General features: G+C 35.6%; 14 protein-coding genes. 9 read left to right on the top strand and 5 right to left on the bottom strand.

The window, feature by feature from the left end:
* Positions 1–3 precede the first annotated feature (3 nt).
* The 7 genes from DDY94_RS14020 to clpX all read left to right on the top strand — a co-directional run bounded on the left by DDY94_RS14020 (position 4) and on the right by clpX (position 6,366).
* Complete coding sequence (locus DDY94_RS14020; RefSeq protein ID WP_111685069.1) at positions 4–717, top strand: pyridoxine 5'-phosphate synthase; 714 nt, start codon at positions 4–6, stop codon at positions 715–717.
* The gene (locus DDY94_RS14025; protein ID WP_111685071.1) at positions 714–1,478 is read left to right on the top strand and encodes an alpha/beta fold hydrolase; all 765 of its coding nucleotides are present in this window, start codon (positions 714–716) and stop codon (positions 1,476–1,478) included. The genes DDY94_RS14020 and DDY94_RS14025 overlap by 4 nt, the downstream gene beginning before the upstream one ends.
* A 13-nt stretch (positions 1,479–1,491) precedes the next feature.
* Positions 1,492–2,571 carry a toxin-antitoxin system YwqK family antitoxin gene (locus DDY94_RS14030; RefSeq protein WP_111685073.1) on the top strand — a complete coding sequence of 360 codons (1,080 nt, stop codon included), beginning with the start codon at positions 1,492–1,494 and terminating at the stop codon, positions 2,569–2,571.
* Positions 2,572–2,576: 5 nt separating this feature from the next.
* On the top strand, positions 2,577–2,924 hold the full coding sequence (locus DDY94_RS14035; protein ID WP_111685075.1) for a phage holin family protein: 348 nt from the start codon (positions 2,577–2,579) through the stop codon (positions 2,922–2,924).
* 80 nt (positions 2,925–3,004) lie between these two features.
* The gene (gene tig / locus DDY94_RS14040) at positions 3,005–4,327 is read left to right on the top strand and encodes a trigger factor (protein WP_111685077.1); all 1,323 of its coding nucleotides are present in this window, start codon (positions 3,005–3,007) and stop codon (positions 4,325–4,327) included.
* Positions 4,328–4,414: 87 nt separating this feature from the next.
* Positions 4,415–5,089 carry an ATP-dependent Clp endopeptidase proteolytic subunit ClpP gene (clpP, locus tag DDY94_RS14045; protein WP_111685080.1) on the top strand — a complete coding sequence of 225 codons (675 nt, stop codon included), beginning with the start codon at positions 4,415–4,417 and terminating at the stop codon, positions 5,087–5,089.
* Positions 5,090–5,133: 44 nt separating this feature from the next.
* The gene (clpX, locus tag DDY94_RS14050; RefSeq protein ID WP_111685082.1) at positions 5,134–6,366 is read left to right on the top strand and encodes an ATP-dependent Clp protease ATP-binding subunit ClpX; all 1,233 of its coding nucleotides are present in this window, start codon (positions 5,134–5,136) and stop codon (positions 6,364–6,366) included.
* 262 nt (positions 6,367–6,628) lie between these two features.
* On the opposite strand, the gene DDY94_RS14055 is transcribed toward clpX, so the two are convergent.
* A complete protein-coding gene (locus tag DDY94_RS14055) occupies positions 6,629–7,816 on the bottom strand; it encodes a carboxypeptidase-like regulatory domain-containing protein (RefSeq protein WP_111685084.1) in 1,188 nt (395 codons plus the stop codon).
* Between the two features lie 146 nt (positions 7,817–7,962).
* Entirely contained in the window at positions 7,963–9,480 is a 1,518-nt protein-coding gene (locus DDY94_RS14060) for a GH3 auxin-responsive promoter family protein (RefSeq protein WP_111685086.1), read from the bottom strand.
* Positions 9,481–9,534: 54 nt separating this feature from the next.
* Here DDY94_RS14060 and DDY94_RS14065 point away from each other — a divergent pair, with 54 nt between their 5' ends.
* Positions 9,535–10,326, top strand: a complete 792-nt coding sequence (locus DDY94_RS14065) for a DUF2797 domain-containing protein (protein WP_111685088.1) — start codon at positions 9,535–9,537, stop codon at positions 10,324–10,326.
* Here DDY94_RS14065 and DDY94_RS14070 read toward each other — a convergent pair.
* Positions 10,323–10,943 (bottom strand): LysE family transporter, encoded by a 621-nt coding sequence (locus DDY94_RS14070; RefSeq protein WP_111685090.1) that lies wholly within the window; start codon positions 10,941–10,943, stop codon positions 10,323–10,325. The two genes, DDY94_RS14065 and DDY94_RS14070, sit on opposite strands and share 4 nt — an antisense overlap.
* 106 nt (positions 10,944–11,049) lie before the next feature.
* Between DDY94_RS14070 and DDY94_RS14075 the strand changes: the two genes are divergently transcribed.
* Positions 11,050–11,301, top strand: a complete 252-nt coding sequence (locus tag DDY94_RS14075; protein WP_111685092.1) for a hypothetical protein — start codon at positions 11,050–11,052, stop codon at positions 11,299–11,301.
* A gap of 78 nt (positions 11,302–11,379) precedes the next feature.
* Here DDY94_RS14075 and rpsU read toward each other — a convergent pair whose 3' ends face one another.
* Positions 11,380–11,574, bottom strand: a complete 195-nt coding sequence (rpsU, locus tag DDY94_RS14080; protein WP_111685094.1) for a 30S ribosomal protein S21 — start codon at positions 11,572–11,574, stop codon at positions 11,380–11,382.
* A gap of 108 nt (positions 11,575–11,682) precedes the next feature.
* Positions 11,683–12,546 carry a sigma-70 family RNA polymerase sigma factor gene (locus DDY94_RS14085; protein ID WP_111685096.1) on the bottom strand — a complete coding sequence of 288 codons (864 nt, stop codon included), beginning with the start codon at positions 12,544–12,546 and terminating at the stop codon, positions 11,683–11,685.
* Positions 12,547–12,568: the final 22 nt, after the last annotated feature.

The following is a 12,568-nucleotide window of genomic DNA, read 5'->3' on the forward strand; positions in this document are numbered from 1 at the left end:
GGAATGACAAAGTTAAGCGTTAATATTAATAAGATCGCAACACTTAGAAATAGCAGAGGAGGCGACGTACCTAATGTGGTTCAATTTGCAAAAGATGTTCAGCGTTTTGGGGCTGAGGGAGTTACCATTCATCCTCGACCAGATGAACGTCATATTCGTTACAAGGATGCTTATGATTTAAAACCAGAAGTCTATACTGAATATAACATTGAGGGCAACCCTATTCCAAAATTTATAGAAATGGTTTTAGAGATCAAGCCAACCCAAGTCACTTTGGTTCCGGATGCTGTAGATGCTATTACCTCTAATGCCGGTTGGGATACTATTAAGCACAAAGATTTCTTGGTTGATGTTATTCAGACGTTTAAAGAAAGTGGTATTAGAACATCCATTTTTGTTGATCCAGATCTGCATCAAATTGAAGGCGCCAAGGAAACAGGAACCGATCGTATTGAATTATATACCGAAGCCTATGCTCATCAATACGGCTTAGGCAATAAAGCGGCTATTCAACCTTATATGGAATGCGCCGGTTTAGCAAATGCGCTTGGGCTTGGAGTTAACGCTGGGCACGATCTTTCCTTAGATAATATTGCTTATTTCAAAGAAAACATCACTGGACTTTTAGAAGTTTCTATCGGGCATGCTTTAATTTCTGAAAGCTTATATATGGGTGTTGAAAATGTGATTAAAATGTATCTCGAAAAGCTCAAATGATATTACATTCAAACATTATAGGTGAAGGAAAACCATTTCTTATTCTGCACGGATTTCTAGGAATGGGAGATAACTGGAAAACCTTAGCGCGGCAATTTTCTCAGTCTAATTTTGAAGTGCACCTGGTAGATCAACGCAATCACGGTCGTAGTTTTCATGATGAGAATTTTGATTATGAACTGATGGCTGAAGACCTATTGCAGTATTGCAATACCCATAATTTAGCTGATATCACATTACTAGGGCATTCAATGGGTGGTAAAACGGCCATGCTATTCGCCACAACCTATCCGGATTTGGTAAGTAAACTATTGGTAGCTGATATTTCACCACGGTACTATCCGGTGCATCACGATGCTATTTTGAATGGATTAAGTCAATTAGATTTTTCGAAGATCAAAACCCGAGGAGAAGCAGATCAAGTACTTAGTGATTTTGTGCCAGAAATAGGAACGCGAATGTTCTTACTAAAAAATTTGTATTGGGTTGAAAAAGGCCAGCTAGGCTTAAGAATAAATCTCCCTGTACTAAAAGAAAATGTATCTGAAGTAGGTGAGGCGTTGCCAATGCATGCTACCTTTAACAAGGACACTCTATTTTTGAGAGGTGACCGTTCAGAATATATAGGACCACAAGACGAGGCTATAATTCGTCGTCATTTTCCACAGTCTGAAATTGTTACCATAAATGATGCGGGTCATTGGCTACATGCTGAAAATCCAAAGGATTTTTATGAAGAAGTGATCAACTTTATCCAGTAATTAAAAATTTAAAATGAAGTATTTCTTAATCTTAATCGCGACCTTTTTTAGTCAACATGTTTTGTTTGCTCAAGATCAACCTGATGGACCTTATAAAGATTATTACGATTCAGGAGAGTTATATATAGAAGGACAATACAAGGATAATAAGCGTGTAGGAGAATGGAAAAAATTCCATAAAAATGGCCAATTATCAAAAATTTACAGCTATACGGATGGTAAATTAAACAAAGAGGAGATTTCTTATACCGAAGACGGTAAGGTTAGTACTAAGGTGATAAAGCAAGGTGAAGGTTTTCTTAGAATTGGTTATTACGAAAATGGTAATTTAATGTATGAACGACAACTAGATTCTGGCTATTATAAGAGCTTTTATGAAAATGGCGTAAAGGAAATTGAAGCCCATTACATTGACAATGAACTCTCAGGAAAATGGAAGAAATTCAATGAGGATGGGAATTTAGAATGGGTAGTGACTTATCAAGATGGTTACAGGCATGGGATTTATCAAAAATACTACCCTAGCGGAAAACTTAAAGTTGAAGGTCTTATGCTAAAGGAAAAGAAGCAAAGCACACAATGGCGCTATAGAGAAGATGAAACCTTAGAGTGGAAAGGATTTTATGAAGCCGATAAAGCCGCTAAAACATGGATTAGATATGACAGAAATGGAAAAAAGATCGAAAAAATTAGAGTTAAAGATGATCCTTCTGTATTAAATTTAGAAATGACCGAAGTACCTGATGGTGTTTTAGAAAAAGTTCCTGTTTACCCGGGATGTGAAGAAGTATACGGTAACAAAGCCCGTTTAAATTGCATGAATAGAGCTGTTTCAGTTTTTGTAAGCGAAAATTTTGATTCAGATTTGGCTAATAAGTTGGGTCTTTACGGGAAGTATAGAATTTTAGTTCAATTTAGAGTAGATAAATCGGGTGCTGTTACTCATGCCAAAGCAAAGGCGCGCGATTCAAAGTTAGCAGAAGAAGCGGTTAGGGTGATTAATTTATTACCTAGTATGAAACCAGGAGAGCAAAAAGGAAAACCAGTGATAATTCCTTTTTCATTACCTTTATTATATTCAGTACAAGACTAAAAATTATGAATTTCATCCTTAAACTCTTACTCAATGCAGTTGCCGTTTTTGCTCTAGCCGAAATATTAAGTGGTGTTTACGTAGACGACTACCTCACATCACTTTTGGTCGCCGTTGTTTTATCAATTCTAAATGTTTTGGTAAAACCACTTCTCATCATTTTAACATTGCCTGTAACCATCATATCTCTTGGATTATTTTTATTTGTTATTAATGCGCTAATCATTCTTCTGGCAGATAGACTCATTGATGGCTTTAGCGTAGATGGTATTTGGACTGCCATACTTTTTAGTATTCTTCTATGTATCCTTCAATCGCTTTTACATTCCTTTTTAAAAACTGAGAAAAAGTAGCTCTAAACCAAAGCATTAAAACTGTTGTTGGGTTGTAAAAATTGTTGTATTTTTGCAGCCCAATTTTAGTATCAAGAATAATGAATATTACAAGAGAAGACATCGATGCATTAAATGCAGTTGTAAAAGTTGATATCGTAAAGGAAGACTACAGCGACAAGGTTGAAAAAATCTTATCAGATTACCGTAAGTCGGCTAATATACCAGGTTTCAGAAAAGGGCACGTACCTATGGGAATGGTAAAGAAGCAATATGGTAAGGCTGTTTTAGTTGATGAAGTCAATAAACTATTGCAAGATGCTTTAGGTAAATATCTGGTTGAAGAAAAGTTAGACGTTTTAGGTAATCCATTACCAAAGCCTCAAGATGATTTAGATTGGGATGCTGATGCGTTTTCTTTTGAATTTGAATTAGGCCTAGCTCCAGAATTCGATGTTAAGCTAAAAGGCAAAAAAGCCATTACACATTACAATATTATTGCTGATGATAAAATGATCAATAATCAGGTTGAGCACATCCAAAAGCAATATGGAAAATTAGTTTCTCAAACTGAGGTTACAGAAAATTCAGAGATTACTGGGAAATTTTCTAACGAAGAGCAAGGTATCGAGAATGTGGCCACAATTACCTTAGACAAGATCAAAGGTAAAACCAATACTAAGAAATTTATTGGTGCTAAAGTAGGTGATGTTATTACACTAAAAACAAAAGGATTGTTTAATGACGATCACGATTTAATGACCTACTTAAAAGTTTCTCACGACGATGCTCATGGTTTAGCTATCGATGTAACTTTTGAAATTTCTGAAATCAACGAGCGTGAGCTGGCTGACTTAGATCAGGAGTTATTCGATAAATTATTTGGGCCAAAAGTTGTCACTACAGTTACTGAATTAAAAGACAAGATTAAAACTGATTCTGAAAAGCAATTTGCGCAGCAAGGTGATCAGAAGCTGTTGAATGATGTTACTGAATATTTAGTGGAGAGCACTAAGTTTGATCTTCCGGCAGAATTCCTTCAAAAATGGATGCAAACAGCGGGCGAAGAGCCAATGACCGAAGAGCAAGCCAAAGAAGAATACGAAAAGTCTGAAAAGAGCATGCGCTATCAGTTAATAGAGGGTAAATTAATTGCTGAGCATAACCTTCAGGTGCAGTTTGAAGAATTAAAGGCTTTCGCTATGGAAATGATCAAAGGGCAGATGGCACAGTTCGGTCAGATGAACCCTTCAGAAGAAGAATTAGAAAATATTGCAGCACGCATTATGTCTAATCAAGATGAAGTTAAGCGTATGTCAGAACAGCTTATGAGTCAGAAATTATTAAACCTATATAAAACCGAAGCAAATCTTAAAACAAAAGACATCACTTACGATGATTTTGTAAAAGAGTTCTACAGTTAATGGGTATAGAATAAATTAGTATCTTTAAGGCGTAGAACCAGAACGGTTTTACGCTTTTTTTTTAATCAAAAAACAAATTGAAATTAAATGAATTACGGAAAAGAATTTGAAAAGTTCGCTATAAAAGATCAAGGAATCAATAGTAATTATTACCAAAAGATAATTACTAGCATGTACCCAACAAACCTAACTCCAAATATTATTGAAGAACGCCAACTTAACGCAATTGCGATGGACGTGTTTTCACGTTTAATGATGGACCGTATTATATTTTTAGGAACAGGTGTAAACGATCAGGTAGCGAATATCATTCAGGCGCAGCTACTATTTTTACAAAGTACTGACGCGTCTAAAGACATTCAGATTTATATTAACTCACCAGGTGGTTCGGTATATGCCGGATTAGGTATTTACGACACTATGCAGTTTGTAAAACCGGATGTAGCTACAATTTGTACAGGTATTGCTGCGTCGATGGCTGCAGTGTTATTATGCGCTGGTGAAAAAGGAAAACGTTCTGCATTAAAGCACTCACGTGTAATGATCCACCAACCAATGAGTGGTACACAAGGGCAAGTGTCTGATATGGAAATTGCAGTGCGTGAAACGATAAAAGTCAAGGAAGAACTATATAACATCATTTCAAGCCATTCAGGTAAGTCTTATGAGCAGGTGGAAAAAGATTCAGACAGAGATTACTGGATGAAATCTGACGAAGCGTTGGCTTACGGAATGATAGATGAAGTTTTAGAACGCAAGTAAATCGCTGTTCTTTCGACTAAAAAATCCTAACTAGAATTATAATTATGGCAAAAGAAGAATTAGAATGCTCATTTTGCGGAAGGAAAAAGCCTGAGACCAATTTATTGATCGCAGGGCTTGATGCGCATATTTGCGATCGTTGTATTGAGCAAGCACATGGTATTGTCATTGAAGAATCTAAGCAATTAGGGAATTCAGAACTTAGTGCAGAATTAATGTTGAGAAAGCCGAAAGAAATTAAGGCTTTTCTAGACGAATATATTATCGGTCAGGAATACACCAAACGCGTAATGTCGGTGGCGGTTTACAATCACTATAAGCGATTACTTCAACCACCATCAGATGACGATATTGAGATTCAGAAGAGTAACATCGTTATGGTAGGTCAAACCGGAACTGGAAAGACCTTAATGGCCAAAACTGTAGCGCGTATGCTTAATGTGCCACTAGCCATCGTTGATGCTACTGTTTTAACTGAAGCTGGTTATGTTGGTGAAGATGTTGAAAGCATTTTAACTCGATTATTGCAGGCCGCGGATTACAATCTTGAAAAAGCTCAGCGTGGTATTGTATTCATAGACGAAATTGATAAGATCGCACGTAAAAGTGATAATCCTTCAATTACTAGAGATGTATCTGGTGAAGGTGTTCAACAAGCCTTACTGAAATTACTTGAAGGCACCGTTGTTAACGTACCACCAAAAGGAGGTCGTAAACACCCCGATCAGAAATTTATCGAAGTTAATACTGAGCATATCTTGTTTATTGCCGGTGGTGCTTTTGATGGTATAGAGCGCATCATTACCAAGCGACTAAACATGCAAGCCATTGGCTACAGCTCAATTAACACCGATGATAATGTTGATAATGATAATATTTTACAATATATCATTCCGAAGGATTTAAAAGACTTTGGGCTCATCCCAGAAATCATTGGTCGTTTACCAGTGTTAACGCACATGGATCCTTTGGATGCCAATACCTTGAGAGCCATTTTAACCGAACCTAAGAATGCCATCATTAAGCAGTATAAAAAGCTGTTTGCAATGGATGAGGTTGAATTTACAATTACCGAAGGGGCACTTAATTATATTGTTGAAAAAGCCATAGAATACAAACTCGGAGCTCGTGGCTTACGTTCCTTATGTGAAGAAATACTTACGGAAGCTATGTTTGATCTTCCAGGATCTGGTGAAACTAAGCTAAACGTTACTAAATCTTATGCCGAGGATCGCTTATCTAAATCCACTTTGAAGAAGTTAAAAGCTGTGTCTTAACACTTCAAATTTGAATAAAAAAATAAACCACATTTTCTAAATAGAACTTGTGGTTTTTTTATAGTTTGGGATTAAATAAATTAATATTGCTGGCTATAAATTATGTTAGTTAGAGTGATATGAATAGCACATTTATTTACAGCTAATATAGGCTCAACATTTATAACAAAAGTGATTTGTATTTAGTTTTTGGATAAAGACAAATTAAAACTCGTTGTATGAAATTTCAATGCGTTTTTTTCCGTTAAAAAACCACTGCTATTTATTTGGCCAAAAGTTTAAGGATAGCATTTAGTTCTCGCTCGTCAGATTGAAAAGCAAGTGCATAATCTTCAAACCCTTCGCGTAAAACCTTTAATTCATAGTTTTGATACGCTTGAATTTTAAAACTATACGTCGCGTCCTTATTCGTAGTTTGTCTTGCAATCTCATTGCCTTCACTATCTAAAAGAATAACCGTAGAGTTAGGTAATATTTTATTGTCATCAGAGATCACAATTCCTTTCAACAGGTTGTAAATGGTTCTCGATTGAAATCGGTACATATTAAAGGCGTTGTTCTTATTGTCTTTGTTTGAAGAGAATACACCTTTTTTATTGTCTATAAAGATGAAACCAATTTCATCTTTTTCAGAATTAACAGAATAACCTAAGCTTCTTGGTGTCTTATAGTTTGAATTGCTTACCGTCGACACAAAGATGTCATAACCACCAATACTATTATGTCCTTTTGAAGAAAAGAAAAGTTCTTTCCCATTTTTAGCAGTGTGTGGATATTTTTCATCTTCAGAGGTATTGATCACACCACCTAAATTTTCAGGCTTACCGAGCGTACCATCTTCTAGTATTTCAGCTTTGAAAATATCGAAACCACCGTAAGTACCTTTCATGTTAGACGAAAAATAGAGATACTTTCCATCTTGGGTAACATGTGGGTTTTCTATTGAATAATTATCGCTACTTATTTCTAATTCTTGCTCATTGATCCAATTTCCGTAAGAATCTTTCTCAAGTTCAGCTTTGTAAAGTTTGTAATTCAAAGAATTTTTACGCTCACTTCTTGTGAAATAAATGGTATGCTCGTCGGGAGTAAAGGTCGCCTGACCTTCATTAGCCTTAGTATTTAAAATTCTACTGAACAATAATGGCTGAGACAATTCACCATAGGCTTTAATATCTGTGCAGAAAAGGTCAGTGTAAGGTTCATTTGTAAGTGGGTCAACTCCATTACCTAAACCACCGATCTTTTTAGAAGACACAATAACCAACTTCTTTCTGAATGTTGTGCATGCAATCTCGGAATACTTAGAATTTACTTTTGAAATATCCACGGTATAGGCATATCCGCTTTTATTGGTGTCGTCGATCTTATCTTTTTCGGGATCTGTTTTGTCGAATGTGTAGGTACAAAACATCAGTGCTACAAACAGCACGTTGAATGTAGTTTTCATAACGTAGGGATTATGGATTAATTACAAAACGAAGTTACTAACCAGACTTCAAGGCGTAAATAATATTCGTATTTTTTAGATTAACGTCACTTTTTTCCGACAATTATAAAATAAATACGATTTTTCAGGATGAAATCTGAACTGAATTAGGATTGATTCAAAATTAAAAGTTCGTCGATATAGTCTCTAGAATTCGATAAACGCGGCACTTTATGCTGTCCGCCAAGCTTGTTATTTTCCTTTAGCCAATCGTAAAAAAGATTGGTGCGAGCACAATGAATTTTAGGCTTATTTAGTGTCATATTATTATAACGCTTGGCTTCATAATCTGAGTTTAAGGACTTTAGGGCATTATCAAAAAGTTCCTCAAAATAAGACATGTCTTTCGGAGGTGTTTTAAACTCAATAATCCACTCGTGGGCACCTTTTTCTTTGCCTTTCATAAAGATTGGTGCAGCCGTATAATCTACAATTTCAGCGGCAGTTCTTTTGCAAACTTTTTTAAGTGCATCTTCGGCATTTTCAATAATGAGTTCTTCACCAAAGACGTTAATATGATGCTTCGTTCTACCTGAAACCTTAATGCGGTGCGGGTTTAAACTCACAAAGCGAATGGTGTCGCCAATTTTATAACGCCATAATCCAGCATTTGTAGTAATAACCAAGGCATAGTTGGTGTTGAGTTTTACATCGCTCAGCGGAATTACTTTTTGATCTTTGGTGCCGTAGGTGTCCATAGGAATGAATTCGTAGAAGATCCCATAATCGAGCATTAGCAAAAGATCACCAGAATAATTCTGATCTTGGATAGCGAAGAATCCTTCTGAAGCATTATAGATCTCATAATACTTGAATTCTTTTTTAGGTAAAATGGCTCTGTATTGCTCAATATAAGGGTTGAAACTTACACCGCCATGAAAATAAACTTCGAGGTTTGGCCAAATATCGAAGAGGTTGTTCGTGCCCTTTTGATCAAGAACTTTGTTCAGTAACACTAGCATCCACGACGGAACACCAGCAAGGCTAGTTACATTTTCTTGAATCGTTTCATCAACAATGGCTTGCATCTTAGTTTCCCACTCGCTCATTAAAGAAACCTTACTACTTGGCGTACTACTGAATTCTGCCCAAAAAGGCATATTATCAATGAGTATTGCACTGAGATCGCCAAACACAGTTCCGTTTTCCTTGTAGAGTTCCTTACTTCCTCCCAAGCGTAAACTTTTACCAGTGAATAATTGTGCGTCTTCATTATTGTTGAGGTACATGCATAAGAGATCTTTGCTGGCAGCATAATGACAGTCTTCTAATGAATCAGAACTTACCGGAATAAACTTGCTTTTAGAATCCGTTGTTCCACTAGATTTTGCAAACCATTTTATGGGTCTAGGCCAGTAAATGTTCTGTTCTCCTTTACGAGATCGTTCAATAATAGGTTGAATATCTTCATAATTTACAATTGGAATTCTTTGATTGAACTCTTCGTAATTTTTTATGGATGCAAAATCATATTTTTTACCAATTTCAGTATCCTTTGCAAATTTTAAAAGACTGAAGAGCAATTCGTTTTGTACTTCATTAGGGTATTTTAAAAACAATTCAATTTGATGAAATCGCTTTTTTAAAAACCATGAAGCTATAGAATTTACAATAGGAATTGGCATGGATTGGCTATATTTACACTAAATAATTAACGCTAAAAATACTAAAATTCTTTTATGCTTTATAACGGTGTTTTAACGAAAATGCAGACTGAGTTTTTAGAACCTATTCAGTATTATTTGATCTTTGAAAATGACTTCATTCATGTGAATCAATTGATCAATAAATCTATAACCATAAAGCTAGTTGGGCATCAATGTTTAAGCTGCGGATTAGACAGACCTATTTTCAGACAAGGATTTTGTAGAACTTGTTTTTTTGAAAAACCGATTGCTGGCGATTGGGTAATGCGACCAGAATTAAGTACTGCTCATTTAGACCAAGAAGACAGAGATTTGGAGTACGAAAAGAAAGTGCAGTTACAACCGCATATTGTGTATTTGGCGAATTCGAGTAATGTGAAGGTTGGTGTCACCAGAAAGAGTCAAGTGCCAACACGATGGATAGACCAAGGTGCACATGAGGCTATTGAAATTGTTGAAGTGCCAAACCGATACCTCGCAGGAATTACTGAAGTAGCACTAAAGGAACATGTATCAGATAAAACGAATTGGCGAAAGATGCTCAAAAACGATATTGAAGATGAAGATCTTTTAGAATGGCGCAATACTTTGAAAACGTATATTCCAGATGAGGTACAAGACTATTTCATAGAAAATAATTCTGAAACTCATCTAAGTTTTCCGGTTGAGCAGTATCCTATTAAACCCAATAGCTTGAATCTTCAAAAGCAAAATCAATACTCAGGAAAGCTTGTTGGTATCAAAGGACAGTATCTCATTTTTGAAGACAATACCGTTTTCAATATTAGATCTAACGAAGGATTGGTTGTTGAAATTAGCGTTTAAACAAAGTAAAGTTTAAAGACGTTCACCAAACCTATAAAGAAAAGAAGACTTCCAGTTACTTTATTAATCACTGTATTAATATTCTCAAATTTTTGTTTGATCACTAAACTGAATTTGCTGTAGAGGTAAAGTGTAAGTAGTTTACCGATATATACGCCTAAGAAAAATAAAAACAATACCAGAAGTGATGAGTCAATACTCAGACTTAAGGCGTAGCTATTTATTACACCATAGATCACCAACCAATATACTAGGACTGGTGGATTAAGTAAGCCCAGTAAAAAGCCAGTGAGGTACTTTGAGGCCTTCGGTTTTTTGTTTTTAGTAGCTCCTTTATTCGATTTAAAAAATAGTATCCCGCCAATGGCCAGTAACAAAAAGGCAATTAATATTTGTAACCATTGATTAGTGTCGAAAAAATTCCGGACAGTCATGTTGCAATGCAATGCATAGTAAGACAGCAAAACTTCAGCAAAGCCTGCGGCCAAGGTTATTTTAAAAGCTTGTTGTGCATTTTGCTTTAGTGTGGTGTTTATTACCGCAATATTAGTCGCACCCAAGGGTAATGCTCCGATGATTGCTGTTAGTATTCCTATGATCAAGTAAAGAAGAATCATGCATGCTTAGTAGTAGCCCAAAAAAATTCCTTACAGGTGGTGTTAGATTTCCGTTAAAATTTATTTTGTTTAATCTTATTTGCTTAACTTTAAACAAAATTAAAATATGAAGTTATCACCATTTTTTTATATCGCCTTAACCACCATATTATTAATAACTATAACAATTATGTCTGCTATGGATTTTCCATTTAACTGGGTATTTTATCTCACAGTAATTGGGCAAATTTTGGTGGTAGTTATGGTGTATAAGGTGTTGACGGATAATTATACTACAGATAAGACTTTTGAGCACTTTTACGAAGATCGCCCAATAGAACCATTAGATATTAAAGCTGAAAACGAAAAATTTAGGTAGCAGAGTAAATTTGTGGAAGCAAAAAAAGAGCAACTATTAGTTGCTCTTTTCTGTATATTGAAAACAAAGAACTAGAGATTAGATGTTCTCTTGATCTCTTAGTGTCTGAATGTATTGCGCCTTTTGGATTTCTCTTCTTCTCTTAACAGAAGGCTTAGTGAAATAACGAGACTCTCTTAAGTTTTGCATAATCTGTACATTTCTGTGCTTACGCTTATAACGCTTAAGAGCTCTTTCAATGTTTTCTCCTTCTTTAATTTCGATTTTAATCATCTATCGCTAGTTTTTATTATCTAATTCTTGCAAATGGTCGGCAAATATACTTCAACTATTTGAAAATAAAAAATAAATTCACCCGATTATCTCTAATAAACCTAATATTTAACCTAAATAGGTTTTTAATATTTTGCTTTTGCTCGCATGACGTAGTCTTCTAATTCCTTTTTCGCGAATTTGACGCACGCGTTCTCGGGTAAGATCGTACATGCTTCCGATTTCCTCTAAAGTCATTGGAGGTTGATTTCCAATTCCAAAATTTAAACGAATAACATCACTTTCCTTCTGTGTTAATGTATCTAAAGCACGTTCAATTTCTGTATTTAAAGATGCCTTCATCAGATTCTTATCTGGTCTTGGTGATTCACTCTCACTCACCACATCGTATAAGCTGAAAGATTCTCCTTCTTTAAGTGGTGCATCCATAGATAAATGACGCCCCGAATTTTTTAGCGACTGCTTCACTTCGTGGGTGCTAATATCTAATTCTCTAGCAATCTCCTCAGCATTTGGAGGTCTCTGATGAATCTGCTCAAGATGCGAGTACGTTTTATTGATCTTGTTAATGGTTCCAATTTTATTAAGTGGCAACCTCACAATACGAGATTGCTCTGCCAATGCCTGTAAGATGGCCTGTCTGATCCACCAAACCGCATAGGAGATAAACTTAAAACCTCTGGTTTCATCAAATCGCTTAGCTGCTTTTACTAAACCAGCATTGCCTTCATTGATAAGATCTGGCAATTTTAAACCTTGGTTTTGATATTGTTTAGCAACCGAAACAACAAATCTCAAGTTCGCTGTGGTTAATTTGTCTAAAGCTTCTTGATCACCTTGTTTTATTCGTTGCGCTAATTCCACTTCTTCATCGGCCGTTATTAAGGGAATTTTGCTTATGTCTTGTAGGTATTTGTCTAGGGATTTGTCTTCTCTGTTAGTTACCTGTTTGGTAATCTTAAGTTGCCTCATTTAGAATTTTTGAAATAGTGAA

Source organism: Winogradskyella tangerina, assembly GCF_003260205.1.
In the GTDB taxonomy this organism is placed as follows: domain Bacteria; phylum Bacteroidota; class Bacteroidia; order Flavobacteriales; family Flavobacteriaceae; genus Winogradskyella; species Winogradskyella tangerina.